The organism is Desulfovibrio inopinatus DSM 10711 (assembly GCF_000429305.1).
GTDB classification, from domain to species: Bacteria; Desulfobacterota; Desulfovibrionia; order Desulfovibrionales; family Desulfovibrionaceae; genus Alteridesulfovibrio; species Alteridesulfovibrio inopinatus.
In genome coordinates this window covers 45522-69200 of the sequence record NZ_AUBP01000002.1, presented here as the reverse complement: position 1 = coordinate 69200, position 23679 = coordinate 45522, and the positions used below count along the sequence as shown (strand labels likewise).

The 23679-nt window shown below is 49.6% G+C and carries 20 protein-coding genes; 14 read left to right on the top strand and 6 right to left on the bottom strand.

Annotated features, from left to right (window positions below; all coding sequences use genetic code 11):
- Nucleotides 1–37: 37 nt before the first annotated feature.
- The 6 genes from nqrE to G451_RS0102640 form a co-directional block, all read right to left on the bottom strand.
- Nucleotides 38–646, bottom strand: a complete 609-nt coding sequence (gene nqrE, locus G451_RS0102665; protein WP_027183059.1) for an NADH:ubiquinone reductase (Na(+)-transporting) subunit E — start codon at nucleotides 644–646, stop codon at nucleotides 38–40.
- Between the two features lie 15 nt (nucleotides 647–661).
- Nucleotides 662–1279: an NADH:ubiquinone reductase (Na(+)-transporting) subunit D gene (locus G451_RS0102660; RefSeq protein ID WP_027183058.1), complete on the bottom strand. Its 618-nt coding sequence runs from the start codon at nucleotides 1277–1279 to the stop codon at nucleotides 662–664.
- On the bottom strand, nucleotides 1272–2051 hold the full coding sequence (locus tag G451_RS0102655; RefSeq protein WP_084448325.1) for a Na(+)-translocating NADH-quinone reductase subunit C: 780 nt from the start codon (nucleotides 2049–2051) through the stop codon (nucleotides 1272–1274). Before G451_RS0102655 ends, G451_RS0102660 begins: the two co-directional genes overlap by 8 nt.
- Nucleotides 2044–3243 carry an NADH:ubiquinone reductase (Na(+)-transporting) subunit B gene (locus G451_RS0102650; RefSeq protein WP_034640498.1) on the bottom strand — a complete coding sequence of 400 codons (1200 nt, stop codon included), beginning with the start codon at nucleotides 3241–3243 and terminating at the stop codon, nucleotides 2044–2046. Before G451_RS0102650 ends, G451_RS0102655 begins: the two co-directional genes overlap by 8 nt.
- Nucleotides 3244–3249: 6 nt before the next feature.
- Complete coding sequence (locus G451_RS0102645) at nucleotides 3250–4590, bottom strand: Na(+)-translocating NADH-quinone reductase subunit A (RefSeq protein WP_027183056.1); 1341 nt, start codon at nucleotides 4588–4590, stop codon at nucleotides 3250–3252.
- 458 nt (nucleotides 4591–5048) lie between these two features.
- Complete coding sequence (locus tag G451_RS0102640) at nucleotides 5049–6257, bottom strand: MFS transporter (RefSeq protein WP_169727808.1); 1209 nt, start codon at nucleotides 6255–6257, stop codon at nucleotides 5049–5051.
- A gap of 202 nt (nucleotides 6258–6459) precedes the next feature.
- Here G451_RS0102640 and G451_RS0102635 point away from each other — a divergent pair, with 202 nt between their 5' ends.
- From G451_RS0102635 to nagZ, 14 genes are all read left to right on the top strand, one after another.
- Nucleotides 6460–7602: an iron-containing alcohol dehydrogenase gene (locus G451_RS0102635; protein WP_027183054.1), complete on the top strand. Its 1143-nt coding sequence runs from the start codon at nucleotides 6460–6462 to the stop codon at nucleotides 7600–7602.
- Nucleotides 7602–8822 carry a two-component system sensor histidine kinase NtrB gene (locus tag G451_RS0102630; protein ID WP_027183053.1) on the top strand — a complete coding sequence of 407 codons (1221 nt, stop codon included), beginning with the start codon at nucleotides 7602–7604 and terminating at the stop codon, nucleotides 8820–8822. Before G451_RS0102635 ends, G451_RS0102630 begins: the two co-directional genes overlap by 1 nt.
- Complete coding sequence (locus tag G451_RS0102625; protein WP_027183052.1) at nucleotides 8815–10164, top strand: sigma-54-dependent transcriptional regulator; 1350 nt, start codon at nucleotides 8815–8817, stop codon at nucleotides 10162–10164. Before G451_RS0102630 ends, G451_RS0102625 begins: the two co-directional genes overlap by 8 nt.
- 337 nt (nucleotides 10165–10501) lie before the next feature.
- A complete protein-coding gene (locus tag G451_RS0102620; protein ID WP_027183051.1) occupies nucleotides 10502–11683 on the top strand; it encodes an iron-containing alcohol dehydrogenase in 1182 nt (393 codons plus the stop codon).
- Between the two features lie 614 nt (nucleotides 11684–12297).
- Entirely contained in the window at nucleotides 12298–14040 is a 1743-nt protein-coding gene (locus G451_RS0102615; protein WP_027183050.1) for an aldehyde ferredoxin oxidoreductase C-terminal domain-containing protein, read from the top strand.
- Complete coding sequence (locus G451_RS32160; RefSeq protein WP_051261059.1) at nucleotides 14018–14698, top strand: hypothetical protein; 681 nt, start codon at nucleotides 14018–14020, stop codon at nucleotides 14696–14698. The genes G451_RS0102615 and G451_RS32160 overlap by 23 nt, the downstream gene beginning before the upstream one ends.
- Nucleotides 14699–14903: 205 nt before the next feature.
- A complete protein-coding gene (locus G451_RS0102605) occupies nucleotides 14904–15752 on the top strand; it encodes a hypothetical protein (protein WP_027183049.1) in 849 nt (282 codons plus the stop codon).
- Entirely contained in the window at nucleotides 15749–15970 is a 222-nt protein-coding gene (locus tag G451_RS0102600) for a MoaD/ThiS family protein (protein ID WP_027183048.1), read from the top strand. Before G451_RS0102605 ends, G451_RS0102600 begins: the two co-directional genes overlap by 4 nt.
- A gap of 202 nt (nucleotides 15971–16172) precedes the next feature.
- Nucleotides 16173–17750: an L-aspartate oxidase gene (nadB, locus tag G451_RS0102595; protein WP_027183047.1), complete on the top strand. Its 1578-nt coding sequence runs from the start codon at nucleotides 16173–16175 to the stop codon at nucleotides 17748–17750.
- Nucleotides 17751–18043: 293 nt separating this feature from the next.
- Nucleotides 18044–18301 (top strand): glutaredoxin family protein, encoded by a 258-nt coding sequence (locus G451_RS0102590; RefSeq protein ID WP_027183046.1) that lies wholly within the window; start codon nucleotides 18044–18046, stop codon nucleotides 18299–18301.
- A gap of 114 nt (nucleotides 18302–18415) precedes the next feature.
- On the top strand, nucleotides 18416–20038 hold the full coding sequence (locus G451_RS0102585; RefSeq protein ID WP_027183045.1) for a hypothetical protein: 1623 nt from the start codon (nucleotides 18416–18418) through the stop codon (nucleotides 20036–20038).
- A 14-nt stretch (nucleotides 20039–20052) separates the two neighbouring features.
- On the top strand, nucleotides 20053–20862 hold the full coding sequence (locus tag G451_RS0102580) for a Stf0 family sulfotransferase (protein WP_027183044.1): 810 nt from the start codon (nucleotides 20053–20055) through the stop codon (nucleotides 20860–20862).
- A 210-nt stretch (nucleotides 20863–21072) separates the two neighbouring features.
- Nucleotides 21073–22308, top strand: a complete 1236-nt coding sequence (locus G451_RS0102575) for a cyclic di-GMP phosphodiesterase (protein WP_027183043.1) — start codon at nucleotides 21073–21075, stop codon at nucleotides 22306–22308.
- Between the two features lie 56 nt (nucleotides 22309–22364).
- The gene (gene nagZ / locus G451_RS27125) at nucleotides 22365–23555 is read left to right on the top strand and encodes a beta-N-acetylhexosaminidase (protein ID WP_245587759.1); all 1191 of its coding nucleotides are present in this window, start codon (nucleotides 22365–22367) and stop codon (nucleotides 23553–23555) included.
- Nucleotides 23556–23679: the final 124 nt, after the last annotated feature.

Genomic DNA, 23679 nt, shown 5'->3' with positions numbered 1-23679 from the left:
TTCGTACACATATGGACGCAACATACGTCCGAAGCACCTACATCTGGATGCCGGAAAACGACAGGAACCCAAACGACATGAGGCCAACCACAATAAATGTGATGCCAAGTCCGTCGAGTTCAGGCGGAACATCCGAGTACTTCATTTTTTCGCGAATACCGGCCAAGACAACAATGGCCAGTGCCCAACCTACACCCGAACCGAAACCAAAGGTCACGGATTCGGCGAAGTTGTAGTCTCGCTCAACCATAAAGAGCGAGGCACCCAAGATGGCGCAGTTAACAGTAATCAGCGGCAGAAAGATGCCCAACGCGTTGTACAGCGAAGGCACATATTTATCGAGGGTCATTTCCAGAATCTGGACGAGCGCCGCGATAACGCCGATATATGAAATCAGGCCAACAAAGGTCAGGTCGGTATTGGGAAATCCGGCCCAGGCCAAGGCACCTTCACGCAGGAAGAAGTTGTACAACAGGTTATTGACCGGGACCGTAATCGTCATAACGACGACAACGGCAACGCCAAGTCCCAGGGCAGTGGCAACCTTCTTGGACACTGCCAAGTAGGTGCACATGCCCAGGAAGAAGGCCAGGGCCATGTTTTCGATAAAAATCGATTTAACGAATATATTGATTAAGTGTTCCACGATTCACTCCTTCGCTTAGCGCTTACTCTTCCGTTTTTCATAGATATTCACGGACCAAATAAGGAGCCCGATGATGAAGAAGGCGCTCGGCGGTAAAAGCATGAGACCGTTGGGCTCATACCAACCACCTTCGGAGGTCAGCTTGAGAATGCTTAAGCCGAACACTTTGCCCGAGCCAAAAAACTCACGCAAAAAGGCGACCGTTACAAGAACAAGGCCGTATCCCAAACCGTTACCGATACCATCGGCAAGGCTCAGTTTAGGATCGTTTTGCATGGCAAAGGCTTCCGCACGACCCATAACGATGCAGTTGGTGATGATGAGACCGACAAAAACGGACAACTGCTTGCTGATCCCGTATGCAAACGCCTTGAGGAACTGGTCAACGATGATAACCAACGTCGCGATGATGGTCATCATGACGATGATACGAATACTCGATGGGATATGCTTCCGGATGGCGCTGACCGAGGCGTTAGACGCAGCTGTTACGAAGATAACGGCCAAGCTCATCACAAACGCCGTTTCGAGCTTGGTGGTAACAGCCAAAGCAGAACAAATCCCGAGGATCTGAACAGCAATGGGGTTATCCACAACAAGCGGTTTAAGCAGGACTTCCTTGAATTTAGCCATTTTGCTTACCTCCCTCGGCCGCGAGTCGCTTGAGGTAGGGTTCGAAACCGCCCATACCCAGCCAGTATTGGACCAGGTTGGTGACACCGCGGGCTGTCAGTGTAGCACCGGCCAACCCATCAATCTCATAACTGGCTTTGGGGCTGTCGGGGCTCACCGTACCCTTGATGACTGTAATGACAGGCTCGCCCTTATCATTATAGGCCTTCTTGTCTATCCAGAGAGCTTTCCAGTTCGGATTATCAACTTCGCCACCCAGACCCGGAGTCTCACCGTGTTCATAAAAACCGAAGTTTTTGATTGTCGTGAAATCCGGAGCAAGAGCGATGAACCCGTACATCGTGGACCACAAGCCCTTGCCATGGATGGGCAATACAATACGTTTAATCTTATCGCCGTCTTTGAGCAGATAGACACTGGCATACTTGGCACGCTGTCCAATGCCAGCCTGATCGTCTTCACCAGCAATTTTGACATTCATTGCCGGATCTTTTGCAGCTTTGCGCTGATCATAGGCGACCGCATCCATGTCCACGTACTCACCCGTGGCCAGGTCGACAACTTTCGGTTCAATTTGTTTGTAGAGATCATCAATAGCCACATCTTCTTTATAGATGCCTGCGGCTTTGAGAATGTTTTCCTTGCGCTCCAGAACTTTGTTTTCTTCCTGGATCGGTTTCAGGCCTACGGCTGCAGCAGACACGAGCAGCGAGCAGACAAGGCACAGGGAAAACGCCACAACGAATACTTTTTTCGTGGAATCGTTAGACACTGCGCACCATCCTACGCTTGATATTCGCCTGCATGACAAAGTAGTCGATGATCGGAGCGAACACGTTGCCGAAGAGAATCGCCAGCATGACGCCTTCGGGGTAGGCCGGGTTGACCGTGCGTATCAGGATAATCATAACCCCGATAAGCGCCCCATAATAGTATTGTCCTTTGGGCGTCATTGAGGAAGATACTGGGTCGGTCGCCATGTAAACCATGCCGAAAGCAAGACCACCCATGACAAGGTGCCACAACGGGCTCACCGACATCATGGGGTTGGTCGCGCTCCCCACGCCATTCAAAACAATGGCTATGGCAAAAGCGCCGGCAAGGATGGAAACCATAATACGCCAAGAAGCGATACCAGTTACGATGAGTACAACAGCACCAATAAGGCAAGCCAAAGTCGACGTTTCGCCGAGGGACCCCGGAATGGTACCGATAAAACAATCCCACCAGGAGTATTTCGCTGTCACGGCATTGATGCCGCCTTCAGCAGCAAGCGACAACGGCGTTGCACCGGAGTAGCCATCAACGGCGACCCAGACACTGTTTCCGGAAATCGCACTGGGATAGGCGAAGAACAGGAAGGCACGAGTCAAAAGGGCCGGGTTAAGAATGTTCTTCCCGGTACCCCCGAAGATTTCCTTCCCGATAACCACACCAAAGCTGGTGGCCAGGGCGATCTGCCACAACGGAATGTGTGGTGGCACGATAAGAGGAATAAGCGACCCCGTGACGAGGAAGCCTTCGTTGATTTCATGTTTACGGATGACAGAGAAAAGCGCTTCCCAGAAACCACCTGCGATGTTGCAGACAATATAAATGGGGAAGAAGTACAATGCGCCCAAAATGATATTCGACGCAAAGTTTTCCGGATTGGCTGCAAGGCCAAAGATGTGCATCACGCCCCAGCGCCAGCCGGTACCCGTATCGAGTCCCATAGCGGCCAGTGCGGCATTGGCCTGATATCCCGTGTTCCACATAGCCATGTAGAAACAAGGAATAAGGGCAAACACCACGGTAATCATAACGCGTTTCAGGTCGATGGCATCGCGGACATGGGTCGCTCCAGAACTCGTATCACCAGGAGCGTACAGAAAGGTGTCCACCATCTCGTAGAGCGGATAGTACTTTTTGTACTTCCCGTCTCCGGTGACGGCGCTGTGTATTTTATCAAGCAAGGTTCTCATAAGGCCTTATCCTTCCTTCTCGATAAGGGTGAGGACTTCGCGCAACATGGGGCCGAAATCATTCTTGCCGCAGTCCACGAAGGACAACAGGGCGAGATCTTCCTCATCGAGTTCCAGGCAGCCGAGGGCCTGGGCTTCATCCGTGTCCATAACGGCCAGTGCACGCACCAGGTAGGTGGGCAGGATGTCCAGCGGCATAACCTCGTCAAACGCACCTGTCGGAAAAATTGCCCGGTGGCTACCACCTAAAAGCGTGTTCATAGCAAAACGTTTTTCCTTGAGGCAGGCAGACAAAAACACGGGCTTGGACGAATACTTGTCTTTACCTGGCATCATCCATCCCAGAAGGTCACGATTGCCGCCTTCGACGACAACGGAAATCTGGTTGTGGAAACGGCCAAGAAAAGCCAACGGACCTTCTGCCTTGCTACCGCAAATAACCGAACCGGAAATCGCACGGGCATCGCCTTTTTTGAGCTCTCCAGCCAGTACATCCGTCAGACTCGCACCCAATCGAGTCTTGATGATGCGGGGACGCTCAACCATAGGACCAGCCAGAGAGACAAACCGATCGGTCGACAATGTGCCCGTTGTGAAGAGCTTGCCGATCGCAATGACATCTTGATAGCCCAGATGCCAGACGGCCTTACCGGGGCCAACCGGATCGATGAAGTGAATGTGGGTTCCAGCCAGACCCGCCGGATGGGGGCCGGAGAAAACCTGGATCTTAACTTCTTGAATGAGCGGCAGGTTGCAGCAGTCGGCGGCGCACACATGGACGTCACCATCGGTCAGGCGGGTAAGAACCCGAAGACCATCTTGCCAGGCTTCAGAGTCCTGCCAGATAATGTTTTCTGGATTGGCGGACAATGGATTGGTATCCATCGCCGTGACAAAGATGGAATGTGGAACCGAGCCCAGAGCAGGAGTTTTGCTGAAGGGGCGCGTACGCAATGCGGTCCACATACCCGACTTTACGAGGGTATCGGCGACATCCTGGCGATCGAGGCCAAGCAATTTGTCCGACTCATATGCCGGAAACTCTATGGCTCCGACTGAATCGTCGAGTTCGATGACCACGGACTGTAAAATCCGGCGATCACCGCGATTGATAGCAACGACCTTGCCGGCTCCCGGAGCCGTAAAAACGACACCTTCGATCTTCTTATCAGCAAAGATCGGTTGGCCGAGCTTAACCGTATCGCCAACGGCAACGAGCATCGTCGGTTTCAAACCGACATAGTCGCCACCGAGCACGGCCACGGTCCGTGGCGGATTTCCCTCGAAGAAATCCGTAACGGGCTCGCCCGAGATAGGAATGTCGAGTCCTTTCTTAAGTTTTATCATGGAAAATACACCTTGTCCCTACGGGTTATTGACGTAACGGGCTTTGATTTGGGTGCAACGAAAACAGCACGCTTCGGCATTCGTGCCAAAGCGTGGCCTGGACGGGTTGGGCTGGAATAGCTCATTGTACCATGCGCTCCGAATTCGAGTAATTCGGACGAGTGGGAAAGAACGCACGGGGTATTTTGCGTTGGGTCTTTTTGACGTACCTGTAAAGTACTGACACGTCAAGAGTTAGTGAAAACTTTCTCATATCGAAACAACATGAAACAAAAATTCTACGAAGATCAATACCTACGAATCTACTTATATTCCAAGCTTTTCACGTAAAAGAATCAACAGTCCCTCCTTCACTACGTATACATTAAAAAATACTTTAAAAACTCACTTGTATCATTCTGACCCAATTGAGTATACTCCTCTCCAATTGACTCAAACTCTTAAAAATCTCATGGGTGTTAACTCTCTTGAGATTTTTTGGCCATAACAAGCATTGTCGGCAAGAGAAACAGGCCACCAAATAATGCAGCCAACTCAAAAGCGTCGGCAATTCCTCCATAATCGGCTGCAAATCCGGCGAGGCTCGGTCCTAAAACAAAGCCAAGATTTGATGCCCCGAGGAAAACGCCCATAATGCTCCCTTTGGCAGCCCCCATGTTTGAAGCCAACGACATGGAAGCGGGAAGAGACAATGCCGACCCGAGGCCCATGGTAACCGACAAGCCAATAAAGCCCCATAAGGGAACGGATTGACCAAAACCGAATAAACAGGCTGCACACAAGCCCATACCGAGAAAGGTTAGCCCAGTTTTATCACGTATATCGGCCCATTGACTCGTTACCGGCATGCCTAAAATAATAACAATGTTAGGCAAAACGAAAAGAACACCGGCAAGAATACCGCTTAAACCGAAGCGATCGTTTATCAATTGGGGCAAAAACGTGGTCACAACGGACGCCCCCATGGTTCGCCCGAGCACAGCAAAAAGCAACGCCAGAAATGCTAAATCGTGCCAAGGTGGTCCGTTTTTTGCTTTTTCGGCTCGAGTCACAGATGCCGAAGAGACGATTCGGGCACGAAGGAAAAGAATGAACGTCAGGCCCATCCCCATACTCGGCCAAAGCAGCGTCAAGAGTCCAATGCCACCATGAATATTGGTGGCCAGCCCCCCCGCAAGTGGGCCAACGACAAATGCGGCGTACAAGCAGGTATTATACGCCCCGAACACACGACCGCGATGCTTTTTGGAGACGCATTCCCCTAAAAGGGACATGCTGACGGGTTTGACAATACCCGAACAGAACCCCAGGCAAATCTGTATGACACCAAGGGTTTCGTTTGCCGGAAAAATGGAGTAGATTATGGGGATAATGGCTCCTGCGCCCGTTGCTGCCAAGAGAAGTGGCATGGAACCGATACGGTCGGCAGCATAGCCGGCCAAAGGCGCCAGGATGAGCCGGGCAAGAAAATACCCGGAAAAAGCAAGACCGAGCCAGGCAGGAGAAAATCCAGCTGACTCGGCGTTGGCGGACAAAGCGAACGTGAATGCGCCGACTCCGACGGTGGAAAAAAACGCAGCTCCAAGAACTCCTTGAGCAGCTCGTCGTTTCACCTCGGAACATTCGTTCAAACTGTTTCGCCAGAATACATCGAATCGCTTTCTCACGCCGATACCTCGCCGCAAACGGTCTTTTTTCGCCGCTGCGGCCTCCCCCCATACGTGTTTTCGATGAACACGGCTAGCCAATTTTTACTGGCATACTATTGCCTTCGTCGAGTTGCCGGCTCGGTCAGTGTGTACCGGTGTTGCTGTATACGATCTTGCGCCCTGGAGAAGAATACCTATTCGGTTCCATAAGGAGACCTTCATGCTCATTACTAAATTCGCTATTCCAGATATCATTTTCGGACACGGCAGCATCAAATACCTCGCCCAGTGTGCAAGACGGCTCGGAGCCCAACGTATTCTTCTCGTCAGTGACAACGGCTTGGAATCTTCAGGATGGGTAGATCAAGTGCGCCAAATTCTTGAAGATGACAGACTCGACTGTGTTTATTTCAATGATGTGAGCTCCAACCCTCGTGACCATCAAGTGCACAAAGGAGCAAAACTGTATTTGCAAGAAAAGCTCGACGTCATCGTTGCACTTGGCGGTGGCAGCCCTATGGACGCTGCGAAAGGGATCGCCACCATTGCAGGGAATGGAGGCAAAATTAGCGATTATGAAGGGGCCAACCGCATCATGCGGCCTTTGCCGCCCATGATTTTTATTCCGTCAACAGCTGGTTCAGGTTCCGATATCTCTCAATATTGCATTATTACCGATGTCGAGCGCCAGGTGAAAATGTCTATTATTTCGCGTTCACTCGTACCGAATATTTCCATCACCGATCCGGACCTGTTGTTGACAAAAAGTCGCAGCCTCATCACGGCTTCAGCGATTGACGCGTTTGCTCATGCCGTCGAGTCCTACCTTTCTCCGCTGGCATCGCCGTTCACTGAATCTCAAGCGCTCTTAGCTATGCGACTTTTCATTAAAAACATTCTGCCGGCTGTCCGCGACCGCGACCAAGCGGCTCTGGAAGAACTCAGCACCGCATCGGCTGCCGCCGGCATGTCCTTTTCCAATGCAGGATTAGGAACCCTCCACGCTTTGGCTCACTCTTTAGGTGGAATGTACGACGTCCTCCACGGCATGGTTCACCCAGTATTGTTGCCTGCTGTGATGCGATATAACCTGGCTGCCAACCCCAAAAAACTTGGTGATATCGGCCGTATTGTCATCGGACCACGAGTATGTGCCGATGAACGGGCAGCATTGGCCGGTATTGATCGTCTGGAAGAGCTGTTTGCTGAAATGGATACCCCCTTGCGGTTGCGTGATTTGTTACCCGACCGCACTCCCCTGGAAAAAATTTGTTCCATGGCAACGCGTGACGCGTGTCAACTTACAAACCCCAGATCCGCTTATTGCGACGATCTCATGGGGATTTGCGAGGAGGTCTGGTAATGGAAGCAACTCCTTCCCCAACCCTCTATGATCTCATTGGCATCGAACATTCCAAACTTGGATATTTCGAAGAATTACGTCAAAAAATTGAGGAACTTAAGGGATCGAATACCGAATCAGAAAATCGTCGACGTGAAATCGGGGCCATTCTTGACGGTATTACCGATGTCATGATGGTTTTAGATGAAGATCTCAAAATTATTTCTGTTAATCACGTCTTCCATGACTTGTTCGGGAAAGGGAACCCTATTGGACAGTACTGTTATTCATATTTTCGACAGTCCGATGAACCATGCGAAGAATGCCCGGCGTTTCGCTCACTCAAAGAAAACGTTGTCAGTAAAGAAACCGCCATATTCCGCATTGCTGGCCGAAATATGCAGTTCGAAATGGTGGCTTCACCACTGAAAAATCCACAGTGGCCCAAACACCGCGTGTTGATTTTCAAACGCGATGTCACCATGGAAAAAGAATATCAGGCCAAATATTATCAGGCTGAAAAGATGGCGACTATCGGAGTGTTGGCTACTGGCGTGGCACATGAGGTCAACAACCCTCTCGCGGCCATTTCCGGCTATGCCGAAGGCATTCAGCGACGACTTGCGACAATTGAAACCCATGTTCCCGAGTCTCTAGCCGAAGATTTCCGCGACTACACCGAAACCATCATCAAGGAATGTCGGCGTTGTCGTGACATCGTACGCACTCTGCTCCATTTCGGCCACCCTGTCTCATCCCAATTCTGCGTTGTGGATGTTAATAATATGGTGCGGGAAACACTGAAGATTCTGCACTATCACCTCAAGCGGAAAACTGGAATCATTGTCGATACCCAACTCTACTATGGCCTTCCCCACATCGAAGGCGACGAGCCCCAACTCAAGCAGGTATTGCTCAACCTTTTAACGAACGCTGTCGACGCCATGGACGCACACAAGCAAAAAGGCGTCATTTCGGTTCGGACGAGTCCTCTTGGTTTGGACAAAGTTCTTATTGAAGTGGAAGATACTGGCTGCGGTATTCCATCAGCCAATCGAGACAAGCTTTTCGACCCCTTTTTTACAACCAAACCTGTCGGCAAGGGCATCGGCATCGGTCTCTCCACCTGCTACAATATCGTTAAAGAACACCAGGGCGATATCTCGGTAGATAGTGAAATAGGTCGAGGCTCACGCTTTATTGTCACCCTGCCGCTCAAACCGGAGCGCAACCATGGTTAATCGCTATCAAGTCCTTGTCGTTGATGACGAACTTCCCATTCTAAAACTCCTCCAAAAGGAGCTCACTAACGACCTGCGCAACATCGACACGGCCCCTGATGCGGCAACCGCTCGTGAAATGGTCAAAAAACAACAGTACGATATTATCGTGCTCGATATCCGCCTTCCCGACGGAGATGGTCTTGATCTTTATGTCGAATTTAAAGGGCGTTTAGCTGATGCAGAATTTATCCTGATCACAGGGCACGGCGCTATCGATAATGCCGTGGAAGCCATGCGCCTTGGCGTGTATGACTATATAACCAAACCTTTTAAACTCGATCGTCTCGAACTTGTCATCGACCGGGCGTATCAACGCGTTGCGTTACAACGCGAAAACCGTGGCCTCAAGCACTCACAAAAAACCGCGCGTCCCACACAAAAGCTTATCGGGAACTCTGCTCCGATCAAACATATACGGTTTCTCATAGATAAAGTCGCCCCAACCGACGTCCCCGTGTTGATTACTGGCGACTCAGGAGCCGGGAAAGATGTGGTGGCCAACTCCATTCATGCAGCCAGCAATCGCAACGACGCACCACTTATTGTCAAAAACTGCGCAACGTTACAACGCGAACTCGCACGAAGTGAGCTTTTTGGGCACACGAAGGGATCGTTCACCGGTGCAACGGAAAACCGCGAAGGCCTGATGACGTTTGCTCATAAAGGAACCTTGTTTCTCGATGAAATAGGGGAACTGCCGCTTGAAGTACAAGCATCGCTGCTTCGCGCTCTGGAAAGCAAGTCTTACCGGCGTGTTGGTGAAAAAGACGAACGAACGGCAGATATTCGCTTTCTTTTTGCAACGAACCGAAATCTTGGTCGTGAAGTTGAGGAAGGCCGCTTTCATGAAGCCTTGTTCCACCGTATTAACGTGTTCAATATTGAAATACCTTCGCTGTACCAACGCAAGGAAGATGTTCCCCTCCTCGTCGAGCACTTTCTCGGCCGATTATGCCGCACACTGCCGAGCTGCACCATAACGGACAAAGCGATGCAATGCCTGCTCAATTACAACTGGCCGGGCAATGTTCGAGAATTACGCAATGTCATAGAACGGAGCATTATTTTAGCAGATAACGGCATCATAACCGATCGCGCTCTCCCCAAAGAACTCGTCGAACAAGCCTTTATGGATAGTGAGAATGACTCGTTTTTATCTATAGATGCCATGGAACGGGACCACATTGGCAAAGTTTTATCCTTCTACGACGGCAACCGTGCACAGGCTGCAAAGGCTTTAGGGATTGGTCGAAAAACATTATATCGCAAAATTCAAAAGTACGGCATCTCTGTCGACTAGATTCACCGATCAATGCAGTGTCATTTTGACCCGATCACCTCCCCCGCATGGGTCAAAATGATTTAAAACTGCAACTAGCTAAATTAAAAAGAAAAAAAACGCAAAAGACTCGTGTGTTCCAAACGAACCATCCCAGTGTGTCGTTTTGCCCCCTTTCTTTTTCGACCCATCTCGATTTCCTCAAAAAGAACTAACGCACTGATATAAATAACAAAACAACTTTGGCACGCCATTTGCCTATAGAAAGGCAACCCTGCGTTGGGTTGGGTTGCTACATGTTAAGTATCGAGTGGGGATAGTATTTCGATCAACCTCATAAACCATCGGAGTGTGTGCTATGGCTGTACGTGAACAGGTTTACGGTTTCTTTATCCCGAGTGTTACCCTTATCGGCATCGGCGCTTCCAAAGAAATCCCCGGCAAGATTCGCGCCCTGGGCGGTTCCAAGCCCCTGCTCGTTACGGACAAAGGTATCGTTGGTGCCGGCATTGCCAAGCAAATCACCGACTTGCTTGACGAAGCCAAGATGGACTATGTTGTTTACGATGAAACCATTCCCAACCCGACTGACGCCAACGTCGCCGCTGGTGTTGAAGCTTACCAGAAAAACGGCTGCGACAGCCTGATTTCCCTCGGTGGCGGTTCTTCGCATGACTGCTGCAAAGGCGTCGGCCTTGTTGTTGCTAACGGCGGCAAAATTCACGACTTCGAAGGCGTTGACAAATCCACCAAACCCATGCCCCCGTACGTGGCCGTTAACACCACCGCCGGCACGGCTTCGGAAATGACCCGCTTCTGCATCATCACCGACCTGTCCCGCAAAGTTAAAATGGCTATCGTTGACTGGCGCGTCACCCCGGGTATCGCCCTGGACGATCCGTTGCTCATGGTTGGCATGCCCCCGGCGCTGACCGCTGCTACCGGTATGGACGCCCTGACCCACGCTGTTGAAGCTTATGTTTCCACTATCGCTAACCCGATGACCGATGCTTGCGCTGAAAAAGCCATCGAACTCATCTTCCAGTACCTCCGCCCCGCCGTTGCCAACGGCCAGGACATCGAAGCCCGTGAAGCCATGTGCTTCGCTCAGTACCTCGCTGGTATGGCCTTCAACAACGCCAGCCTGGGCCACGTCCACGCCATGGCTCACCAGTTGGGCGGCTTCTACGATCTGCCCCACGGTGAATGCAACGCCATTCTGTTGCCCCACGTTGAAAAATTCAACTTGATCGCCAAGGTTGATCGTTTCTGCAAAATGGCTGAAATCATGGGCGAAGACCTCACCGGCCTGTCCAAACGCGAAGGCGCTGATAAGTGCCTCGACGCCATCAAAACGCTGTCCGCCGACGTTGGTATCCCGTCTGGCCTGGTCGAACTTGGCAAGCGTTATGGCAAAGACGTCAAGGCCGAAGATATCCCGACCATGACCGGCAATGCTCAGAAAGACGCTTGTGGTCTGACCAACCCGCGCTGCCCCAAAGACGCGGACGTTACCGCCATCTACACCGCCGCTCTGTAAGACCTGCGGTCCTCCAAGCATACCGGGAAGGGATTGCCCTTCCCGGGCTGCTGGAAATATGCACAAACCGGAGATTTATGCTCTGGTTTGCGCCGTCGGACAAAATTCGGACATGGGTTTTGGTCGACGTTCCAGCTAAAAGTTATTTGATACTAAATTTCGTGGCGCGATGATTTGTCGGCGGTCGCGTCACGAATGCCCCAACCGGCTCCCGCCGAAGCGGGCCAAATGGTCAATGTTTGCGCAAGGGGGAGGCACGAACATTGTCCGGCCCGCTAGAGGGGGGTCGGTTCGGGCATTTTTATCTGCTCTTACCACCCACTTATTCTTTCTCTTTTTTTCTTACCAGTTTCAAAATACACGTATCATATCGACATTTTTTGTCTTTTATTACAATGCAATTCATTCATATTGCATTGTTTTTTTCTGTTATTTATCACCAATAAAGATGTATTACGTTGTTATGTCTTTTGTGACATAGTACTTTACAGGCATAATTAACTGTATATTTTAACAATTCTCAGCAAAATACAACACATTTATCTTGCACTCGATTATTTTTTGTTACAAAATGCAAACACCCATCCACATTATCCCACCTTAAGGAGGCTGTAATGGATAAAATTCTTCGAATTGACGTCGGCGCTGAGGGCGGACCTAAAGCCACGACGGAAGAATTGGGCGATTATGCCGGACTTGGCGGTCGTGCAATGACAAGCATTGTTGTGGCCACAGAAGTTCCTGCGGATTGCCACGCTCTCGGACCTGAAAACAAGCTCGTTATTTCTCCTGGCCTTATGGCTGGATCGGCTGCCAGCACCTCGGGACGTATGTCCTTTGGCTGCAAAAGCCCTCTGACCGGCGGTATCAAAGAAGCTAACGCCGGTGGTCAGGCTGGCCAATACCTCGCACGTTTGGGTTACGCCGCTATTATCATCGAAGGCGAAGCCAAAACCGATGATCTCTACCTCGTCTATATCGGGCAAGACAAAATCGAATTCAAAGTCGACAATTCTCTGAGAATGCTGCCCAACTACGATCTGTGTGACAAACTGAAACCGGTTTACGGAGAGAAGGTTTCCATCATCTCCATCGGTACTGCCGGTGAAATGAAGATGGCTAACTCGACCATCGCTGTCACCGACGTTGAATTTCGCCCCACACGCCATGCCGGTCGCGGTGGTGTTGGCGCCGTTATGGGATCCAAAGGCATCAAAGCCTTGGTTATCGATCCCGCTGGCACCAAAATACGCAAACCCGTCGATCAAGAAAAGTTCAAGGCGTCCAACAAGGAATTCGTCGAAGGCCTGAAACGCCACGCCGTTACCGGGCAAGGCCTGCCCACGTTCGGCACCAACGTCCTGACCAACATCTTGAACGAAGCTGGCGCCTACCCGACCTACAACTTCAAGGAAGGCCGCTACAAAGATCACGCCGACCTGTCCGGTGAAGCTCAGGCCAACCTGGAAAACGAACGCGGCGGACCGGGTTCTGCAACCTTGGGTTGCCACAGAGGCTGCGCCATTCAGTGTTCAGGCACCTACTACGACAAAGACGGCAACTTCCTGAGCAAACAGCCTGAATACGAAACCACCTGGTCTCACGGTGGTAACTGCGGCATTCATGATCTTGATGTCGTTGCCAAGCTGGACTTCATGGATGACAACTACGGATTTGACACCATTGAAATGGGTGCCACCATCGGTGTCGCCATGGAAGCCGGTGTTATTGAATTCGGTGATACCGAAGGCGCCATCCGTCTTGTCGATGAAGCCGGCAAAGGCACTCCCTTGGGCCGCATTCTTGGTGCTGGTACCGCTGTTACGGCGAAATGCTTCGGACTCGAGCATGCTCCGGTCGTCAAAGGCCAGGCCATGCCTGCTTACGATCCTCGCGGTGTTAAAGGCATCGGTGTCACCTATGCCACCACCACCATGGGTGCTGACCACACTGCCGGGTACTGCATTGCCACGAACATCCTCAAAGTCGGTGGCGATGTCGATCCTCATGCTGTCGAAGGTCAGGCTGAACTGTCTCGCAACCTGCAAATCGCCACGGCGGCTCTCGACGCCACGGGCTTCTGCCTGTTCGTCGCCTTCGCCATTCTCGATCAGCAGGATACCTTCAGCGCTATGATCGAAACCATCAACGGCATGTACGGTCTGTCCATGACTGCCGATGATGTTGTCGAACTCGGCAAGACCATCCTCAAGAAAGAACGCGAATTCAACCAGAAAGCCGGTTTGGGCAAAGAACATGACCGCCTGCCCCGGTACTTCAAACGCGAGGCCCTGGCTCCTCACAACATCACGTTCGACGTTCCTGACGAAGAACTTGATTCGGTCTACAATTTCTAAAACCTCCACCTCTTCAGCCGGTTTCGAAACAACTTCGAAACCGGCTGAAATCTATGAAGCCATGCAAAATACACCCAGCCTTGATATTGAAATTCTCTCCAATACCCCTCAAGACTTCGAAGATATCTTTCAACGCGGCTTCTTTGTCAGCTTCACGACTGGATGTACTCTCCGTGAATTTTTATGCGAGCAAGTCGGTGTCTGTGGCGATTACGCCCAAATTCGCATTCAAACAATTTTTCTCAATGGGCAGCCCGTCGACGATGTCGATACAACGTACTTGAATGATACGGATGCTCTCGCCTTTTCCGCTGCCATGCCCGGACTCGTTGGTGCGACCATGCGACGCGGTGGATATTATGCTTCTCTACGAGAATCCATAAGCCATCATGGCGACGAACACACCATTGAGATCAAGCAAAGCCGAATACGGGTACGGCTATTTAATTTCCTTGCAAGGGAACTCGCTGGAACATTCCTTCGTTACGGCATTTATATCCAACCAGACGAATTCATCACCTTCCTCAATCGCCAATCCAACTCTTTTTTTGACCGAACCAAATTTCGCAAAGACACGATGATCACGACACGGGAACAGCTCGTTGAGACGGTGGATTCTTTTCCTGGAAGTGTGAAATTAACCATTGTTGAACAATAATTTTCAAAAGAGTGCATAATTTTTGAAAAGGGGCTTGACGAAGGGGCAATACAAGGGTTTGATCACTGAAACTATTGTCGATCTGGCAATCATGTTTTGATCTGGAAGTACCCCAAAATAACTCAGAAGGAATCCAAAGATCGCCCATGATTTGCTAGGCTTTTACGGCAAAAAGACAACACTTCTATGACAAGGGGATTGCATTATGTTTCTGTTTGATAGCCCCTCGGATGCGACTGCTCCCCCTGCAGCGCAAACGCCACTGGCAAACCTGAATATGTTCTATTTTGATATGGACCATCGCCCAGGGTTCAGACATCAAAAGCCAGCTCTTTATCTCGTCGCCGACCTTTTTCGTGCCGCCTATGATGGCAAGCGGGAATTTGTTACTGACAAACCACTTGCCTGCCTTTCGTCCAAAAAACGCCTTTATTTTTCCGGATACAGTTTTGATCAATTCGATCTTGATGTGCTGCTCTACATTGCCCGACAAATGATCAGAAGCCGACGTGGTCATGTCCAAATTGATATGGGAGCACTATTGCACAGCTTGAAACGACGCAACGATAAAGCTGGCCGCAATCGCGTACAAAACAGCTTGACCCGTCTTTCCGCTGGCCGTATCGATATTGCTGGAAAACGATATCACTATATGACTCGCCTTATCGACCGCTTGCTTATTGATGAACGCAAGCAATCATGTCTTGTCGAACCCAACGAGGATGTATGTGCCGCTCTTGGCAAACGTCTCGGCCAATCCCTTGATCCCAAAGACCGTTTGCTTTTAGACCGAAATGGCCTTGCGAACTGGCTCCACGGAGTCCTTGCGGTGTTTCGGGGTGGCTTTTCCAGCCCAGTCGACTTGATCCAAACTTTGTGCGGGTCTACAGCAAAATCATTCGATGTAGAGTTAAGTAATGCGTTGGATTTGCTTATGAATGCACACGTGGCAAGTGTAACGCGTATTGACGACAATCGTGTTTGTATTGGTGGCCCTGCAGCCTGTAGTGGAAAAATCGCTTGTGGTATTTTTTCGGAGCCTGTTTTTTCATGAAAATCACGCTAAAATGCTACGCAACGTTGTTGGACCTGACACCGGCTGCTCCGGTGGATATGCCTGATGGAACAACCATTGATGAACTTATGACGGCGACCGGTGTCGACGCCAAAGAAGTCAAACTCATTTTTCGCAATGGACTCCATGCCAAACCCGAAGATCACTTAGCCGACGGAGACAGCATCGGCCTTTTTCCACCTATCGGAGGTGGTTGAGAACGTATTCAAAATCTCCGTATTATCTCCTGTAAGAAAGAGCGTCCTTTGTCGGTGATTCTTTACTCTCAGGAGAGCAAACGGCTTTGGTCATCGTCACGCCGAAAAGCAGTTCACCGGCGAAGCGATGTGGACCAGGACCATCTGCCTTGAGAGGTAGTGATCCATTCGAGCAACATGACGCAACAGGTGGATTTTGACCATGGGAGACTCACGCCTACTTTGTCAGGCTCTTGTCATTGGTTCGGGAATTGCTGGTTCAAGTTGCGCACTTACACTTGCCGACAATGGTTTTGACGTCATTTTGCTCTGTGCCGGTAATGGAATCGACGACGGGAATACAGCGTACGCTCAAGGTGGTATTGTCTACACCGGTCCCGACGATTCGCCCAAGCTTCTTCAAAAAGACGTTACGAAAGCGGGATGGAACCACAACTCCAATCGCGCTGTCAGTCACCTTTCCCGATTCGGCCCTAAAGCGGTGGATGAATTACTCATTGAGCGCTTAAGAATTGGTTTTGCTCAAAAAGATGGACACTACGACCTGACCCGAGAAGGCGGCCACAGCATTTACCGCGTTGCCCACTGCGCCGACCATACCGGTCGATCCATCATGGATGGGTTTGTACGGGCTGTTGCGAACTCACCCAATATACGGGTTTTGACTGGTCGCATGGCCGTCGACCTCATCACGAGCCAACACCATACCTCCAACCTCCAATTTCAATACAATATCGATAATCAATGCCTCGGTGCATACGTTTATAATAGCTATTCCGGTCAAGTTGAAACCATTTTGGCCAACTACACCGTGCTGGCAACTGGTGGCCTCGGACGGATATACCAGCACACGACCAACGCGGAATGTTGTGTCGGCTCTGCCCTGACCATGGCTCATCGCGCCGGAGCGCGCATCATGAACATGGAATATGTCCAATTCCACCCCACGTCGCTTTATTACAAAGCCAAACGCCGCTTTCTTATCACCGAAGCCATGCGCGGCGAAGGCGCTCGACTTATCAATAGTCGTGGCGAGCAATTCATGCACCGCTACGATCGACGAGGAGAACTCGCTCCGCGTGATATCGTATCCCGTGGTATCGTGGATGAACTGCACAGCAGCGGTGAAGATTGTGTCTTTCTCGACTGTTCAACCGTGCCGCATGATCTCCCGACGCGGTTTCCAACCGTCTACAATGGGTGCAAAAAAATCGGTATCGACATCACACGCGAACCTATACCCGTTGTTCCGGCGGCCCATTATCATTGTGGCGGTGTCCTTTGCGACGTATCCGGTAAGACAACGGTCAGTCGTCTCTATGCAGTCGGGGAGTGTTCCTGCACCGGTGTCCATGGAGCGAACCGGCTGGCCAGTACTTCATTGCTTGAAGGCGTTCTCTGGGGAAAATCCGCTGGGGAAAGCATTCTCGGCCTTCTCAAACGCCGCAAACAAGCCGATAAGCGACTCGTTCAGTCCATCCCGGATTGGAGTTCGCCAGGACACGATAGAAACGAAGATCCGGCTCTCATCGCTCAAGACTGGGCAACCATTCGGAGTACCATGTGGAACTACGCCGGCATCACACGAACCGACCAACGACTTCAGCGCGCTGTGAGCGATTTGAAAAGCCTCAATGCTCACCTCGTCGAATTCTACAAGCGTACACCGATGTCAAAACCCCTGATTGAGCTGTTTCACGGCTCCTACTCAGCCTATCTCGTGGCTGTATCTGCCGCGCGAAATAAGCAAAATATCGGATGCCATTACGTATCCTCATAATGGCGAATTGCACATCTCATACCACGTGAAATATTCTTAGAGATATGGAGGTAAATTCATCGAAATTTACCTCCATATATGTATAGACTCTTTCCTCAGAATCATCATGAATCTATTTGACAGCGTGAAGAAAAAATGCTGTTAGTCACTTAATATTTCTGCCGACAGTGTGTACCCACCATACATTGGGCTATGCATGGTACACTTTGCATCTCTAAAAAAATTCAGCATCGCTGTTGAACCCCTCCCCCATCACCGCAATAACTCTGCAACACAGACGAGGGGGTTGAGCCGTGTCCACGAAATCCATTCTCATGTATGGGTTGTCCACATGTACGCATTGTGCGAACGCCAAAGCAATTATTGAGTCCATGAATCATCCATTCGACGTCATTTATGTCGATCGACTTGCCGGAGATGATCGAAACAAGCGCATGAACGAAGTACGTAAGCACAATCCGCAACTCACCTTCCCAACGATCATCATTAACCAAATCGTAGTCGTTGGTGATGATGAGGAGGCCATCAAAAAGGCACTGACTTCTTTGTAGAGCCTTTGAGAAAAATGCACGGAATACACACAAGGCCTTCCTTGCCATAAGCAAGAAAATCTCTATACTCCGGACTTCCGGCAAACTGGCCGAGATCGCTATAGAGACGGTAATGTGAGTTCCGTGCATCCCCAAACTGTAGAACGTCATGCCCTGTTCAGCTTGATCGAAACAACAATCGACTCTTCAGATGCATTTGTTGTTATAGGTCCAAGTTATCCAGAAATCGCCAACGTCACCACAGCCCTGGTCACGACACACAAACTTCCAGGGAATATCCTCTCATGCGATCCTGACGAACTCGCATACGCTCAGGAGAAATTTACCGCCCTCGCCAATATGGTCGGGAATGGCAACGCATTGCGTTGTATCCAAGGGTTACCTTTCGGCTCAGCTCGTCAGCCAGCCTCGGTTTTCGTTTTCCAGTTCGCCAAATTGTTACGTATTTCATCAACGTGGAAACATATTTTCTGCATTGAAAATATTTCTGAAATAACGGTCCGTCCGGAACCCTTTCACCGTATCGAAACAAAAGAATTCCTATTACCGAATGCCTCGTCTTCGACCGGGGAACCGGAAAATGGCCTTTTTGTATGTATCCAACATCCGGGAGATGAAGACGATATCCTTGAAGGAATTCTCGAGTCCGGTTGCTTGCTCAAAATGGTCTATCTCGCCTCCCACAGCACTCCGCCGGGGATACTCGAAAAAATCGATCAACGCCTCAATAGCGCGGGTTTATTCCGTCTCCCGCTGTGGAAAGATTCACTCTACATTCACCGCAACCTGCTTGCCCATCCTCTCGTGGATCATCTTGTCGCGATTCTGCAAACAAACCGTTCTATTTGCGAGCTTGCGCTTAAATACAAGAATGATGTGATTCATACGACGCGTAAGGTCAAAAATCTCTCCGACAAACTTGCCAAAAACGAAAAACCAACCTCACTTGGACGTGAAGTACGCAAATGGTATTTCTACACCAATGAACATAAAATTATATCGGATTTCCCGCTCATCCAATCCGCGGTGATGTCGTGTTTCAAGAATACAAATCTCAAGCCCCATTGCATCTACAGCGGTGGAAAAAATGCCGCAACGGCTTGGCTGGAAAAACGCGGTGTCGTGGTCATTACTCACAAACCGATCTTCCAAAAACAACTTGAGGATTTCTCTTCCGATCAACATGACCGCTTCATAAACCGCTGGTTGTGTTGTGATATCCCCATCATCGAACACGACGATGCATATGTTCTTGTAACGGATATTGATATCATTTTTTTACAACACCCTATTTTTACAGATATTTTCCCACAATATCTGGCGGCAGTACCCGAAGAAAACAGCGGGCAATTCAACAGCGGCGTCATGCTTCTTAATGTTTCCAACATGGCTGTTACCCATCCGTTCTTTATTGCATCCATAGTGGAACATATACGTGAGCAGTCATTCCACCAATTATCCCCCCAGTTAGAATACAATGCGTATTACGGATCAACCTACGATACGTTATCAAAATCCTTAAATACCCTCCCTGGGCACAGTGAACATGGGGATGTGTCCATTGTACACTTCCGTGGTGTCCGACCAGAAACCATACGGCGGGTTCTCTCCAATAAGACCGACAGCGATACGGCCGATCACCTCACTCGTATCGGTCAAGATCCCACAAGCTACGCCAAAGCGCTTCTTCTGCATGACCGGTATCGTCGTATGGCAACAGCGATGTCCAAGCATTGATTGTAAGGCATATCATGGCATCTTTACTTGACTTTCTTGACTATGTGCATGCTACCCCTCCGCAGGGATATCTGCATGACATCACCCCTTTTATTATTGGCATAACTCCTCGTTCTGGAAGTAGCTATTTATGTGATCTTCTCATGAAAACAGAAAAAGTCGGAAACCCCGACGAATATCTGAACACCTTCCTTCTCCCTGAAGTCCTGAGAACAAATCCAGCCACCGATATTTATACGCTCATTGCAAAGCTTGCCAAACAGCAAGCAAAAAACGGCATTTTGGGTATAAAAACAACATATCTCCAAGTTAAAGAACTCATCGATGCGAATGTCATGAATACAATTTTTCCTGATGCCAAAATTGTGCTGCTTTTTCGGCGCAATATTGTGCTTCAGGCCGTTTCACTCTACCGCGCTCGAGAATCCGGCGTTTTTCATACAAACATTACGCCACACGACGACGACCTGAATCGATTACGTATGCTGCCGTTTGATTCAGATAAACTCATAGCCAATATTATTCATATTGCTGATCAGGAAAAGGAATGGATGACGTTTATTCAACAATCTCAAATCCCTTTCCGTATTTTTCTGTATGAAGATTTTGTCGGTCATGAAGGAGAAACGGTAAACGAAATTTGCGCATTTCTTCAAACCAATTGCCCGGACTCTCCTGATCCTGCTCAATCATCGTTCCAAAAACTTTCATCCTGTGTGAATATCCGTTGGGCAGAGCGTTTTATTACTGAAAATCACCAATGGCTCTACGAAGACATCCTGAAATCACGAACCTACCTTCCTTCTTCTTATCTCTCTTCTTAATATCGAGCAGATTTTTCCATGACGCAAAAGCAATGCTTTGTAATGAAAATAATTTTCCATAGCATGCTACCTGTAGATGAAGAAAAAAAAATCCTTGTTACGTAAATTGGGATTTTTCCTGATTTTCATTCCCGATCTTCCATGCTAATATTGAAAGATGAAGTTGCATTATGAAATGGTACTATTATTGTATGCAAGGAGCTGATGTTCATGCCTGTAAGAGTTCAGGTCAAAGACCTCAAAGTAGGCATGTTTGTTGTTGATGTTGGTTTATCTTGGCTTGATCACCCTTATCTGTTTTGCCAGGAAGGTCCAATTGACGCGAGCACAGATATTGCCGCTATCGCCGATGATGGATTTACGGAAGCATTTGTAGATCCGGAACGCAGCCAAGGTGATTTGTCATCTCTTCAATACGTAATAGATGAAAATATCCCTAATCAAACAGCACAAGTTGAACCGACCAAGCCGATTATACAAGATGCTTCTCTCCTCGACCAAGTTGTTGCGTTGACCGAAGAACACACCTTTGCCCGAAAGATATACCGCGACTCGTTGAACTACGCCCGTACATTCATGATGGAGGCGCAACAGACAGGTAAAGTTGACATACGACAGGGTGAAGAACTTGTCAGCGACATCGTCAACAGTATGATGCGCAATACCGATGGACTTCTCGGCTTGGGGAAACTCCGGTCTCACGACGAATATACATTTACGCATTGCATTAATGTGACCATTATCAGTGTCGGATTTGCCAAATATTGCCGCATGTCGGAAAAAGCCATGACCGCCATTGGCCTGGCTGCATTATTTCACGATGTTGGCAAAGCGCTTGTCCCGCGATCTATCCTGAACAAACCGGGTAAGTTGTCGAATGCCGAACTTACCGTCATGCGAGAGCATCCCCTCAAGAGCCTTTCTTTGCTCTCAAAAAACCCCAGCATTTCCAAAATCGTCTTGCGCGCTGTTGTTGAACATCATGAAAAAGTCAACGGATGTGGCTACCCGTATGGTTTACGCTCATCTCAAATCCACGCATATTCGAAGATTATCGCTCTCGCTGATGTCTATGACGCGTTGACTTCCAGACGCGTTTATAAAAGCTCGATGCCAGCCAACCAGGCTTTGAAGATTATGTACGAATTACGTGACAATGACTTCAACACCTCAGATGTTGCTCTATTCGTGAAGTTTCTTGGTATTTATCCTGTCGGAACACTTGTCCGATTGAGCAATGGGAATCATGCCGTCGTATGCGAAGCCAATCACGGCGATACGCGTTGGCCGGTTGTCATCGTCGCTTTTGATCAGCAAATGCGTACTGTTCCCAAAGAGCGCTTGGATCTTGCCAAGCAAGATATCACGAGCAATCCCATATCGATTGTGGACAGCATAGACCCACGAAAATGCGGAGTAGATCCTTTTGCCGTTTTGACAAACTAATCCATCTCTTCGTGTGACAATTGCCTTTCTTGGCGGGCTTCATTATTGTTGCCTCCATGAAAAACCAACACGACTTCCGGATGTGGTTCCATCCTGTCCGACTTCTTTGTATCGGCCTGTTTCTCCAGCTTGTCTTTTCTTCTCCTCAGCCTTCTCTCGCCGCACCACCGACTGCTGCCTCCCCCTCGCTCGATACAATGATCGGACAAATGGTTATGGTTGGCTTTCGAGGGCTTTACATCAGTCCCACTGATCCTATTGCTGCAGACATCAAAAAAGGTCGTGTCGGCGGCGTCATTCTTTTCAACCGCGATGTCAAACGCAAAAGCAACTACCGAAACATCATTCGTCCTCAACAGGTTGAACGACTTATCACCTCGCTCAAATCGTTGGCCCCCACCCCGATCTTCATCGCCGTAGATCAGGAGGGAGGTCGCGTTAATCGACTGAAAAAACGGTATGGGTTCCAGACAACTGTGTCGGCACAATCTCTTGGAGAGCTCGACATGCCCAAGTGGACCCTCCATACCGGTGCCGTTGTCGGGCACACGTTAGCTCGCGTTGGCTTCAATGTTGATTTTGCGCCGGTCGTCGATGTCAATGTCAATCCGCAAAGCCCAGCCATCGGAGCCATTGGACGAAGTTTCTCATCCGACCCGGAAAAAACCGCGATCCATGCAGCAGCGTTTATCCAGGGACTTCACGAGAGCGGTGTTCTTTCATGCATCAAGCATTTTCCCGGACATGGAAGCGCTCAAAATGATACGCACAAAGGGATCACCGATGTCAGCAATACATGGACTCGTGACGAACTCATCCCCTACCAGTATCTTGCCGATCATAATCTCATCGATATGGTCATGTCGGCCCATGTCGTGAATTCACATCTCGATCCCGTCTATCCGGCGTCTTTGTCCAAAGCGATCATCACGTCCCTATTGCGCGAAACAATTGGTTTCCAAGGGGTCGTTGTCAGTGATGATCTCCAAATGGGTGCAATAACCAAACAATACAGCCTGACGGAAACCATCAATCTCGCCATAGATGCCGGTGTTGATATCCTGCTGTTTGGTAACAACCTTGAATATAATCCGGACCTGCCATCAATTGTAGCAGATGTACTGAAAAAGCGAGTTCAAGACGGAACGTTGAGCCGGGAGCGTATCCAGGCGTCCTATGATCGCATCCAAGCTCTCAAAGCCAAGCTGATTCAACTTGAGCAAACGGCATGTTATCCAGATAAATAATATCCAGTGCTTCAAGAGCCTCTATCGGACAGGAAACCATCGAAAAAAATGTTCCTGAGCACACACCAAAAACCCGCGACCAAAGGCCGCGGGTTTTTTCAGGGAGTGAGAGGGGTATGGTTGG

Bases quoted from the DNA above. Each gene is read 5' to 3' on its own strand.
- G451_RS0102660 (WP_027183058.1), bottom strand. From the start codon at position 1,279: ATGGCTAAATTCAAGGAAGTCCTGCTTAAACCGCTTGTTGTGGATAAC.
- G451_RS0102650 (WP_034640498.1), bottom strand. From the start codon at position 3,243: ATGAGAACCTTGCTTGATAAAATACACAGCGCCGTCACCGGAGACGGG.
- G451_RS0102645 (WP_027183056.1), bottom strand. From the start codon at position 4,590: ATGATAAAACTTAAGAAAGGACTCGACATTCCTATCTCGGGCGAGCCC.
- G451_RS0102635 (WP_027183054.1), top strand. From the start codon at position 6,460: ATGCTCATTACTAAATTCGCTATTCCAGATATCATTTTCGGACACGGC.
- G451_RS0102630 (WP_027183053.1), top strand. From the start codon at position 7,602: ATGGAAGCAACTCCTTCCCCAACCCTCTATGATCTCATTGGCATCGAA.
- G451_RS0102625 (WP_027183052.1), top strand. From the start codon at position 8,815: ATGGTTAATCGCTATCAAGTCCTTGTCGTTGATGACGAACTTCCCATT.
- G451_RS0102620 (WP_027183051.1), top strand. From the start codon at position 10,502: ATGGCTGTACGTGAACAGGTTTACGGTTTCTTTATCCCGAGTGTTACC.
- G451_RS0102615 (WP_027183050.1), top strand. From the start codon at position 12,298: ATGGATAAAATTCTTCGAATTGACGTCGGCGCTGAGGGCGGACCTAAA.
- G451_RS0102605 (WP_027183049.1), top strand. From the start codon at position 14,904: ATGTTTCTGTTTGATAGCCCCTCGGATGCGACTGCTCCCCCTGCAGCG.
- G451_RS0102600 (WP_027183048.1), top strand. From the start codon at position 15,749: ATGAAAATCACGCTAAAATGCTACGCAACGTTGTTGGACCTGACACCG.
- nadB (WP_027183047.1), top strand. From the start codon at position 16,173: ATGGGAGACTCACGCCTACTTTGTCAGGCTCTTGTCATTGGTTCGGGA.
- G451_RS0102580 (WP_027183044.1), top strand. From the start codon at position 20,053: ATGGCATCTTTACTTGACTTTCTTGACTATGTGCATGCTACCCCTCCG.
- G451_RS0102575 (WP_027183043.1), top strand. From the start codon at position 21,073: ATGCCTGTAAGAGTTCAGGTCAAAGACCTCAAAGTAGGCATGTTTGTT.
- nagZ (WP_245587759.1), top strand. From the start codon at position 22,365: ATGAAAAACCAACACGACTTCCGGATGTGGTTCCATCCTGTCCGACTT.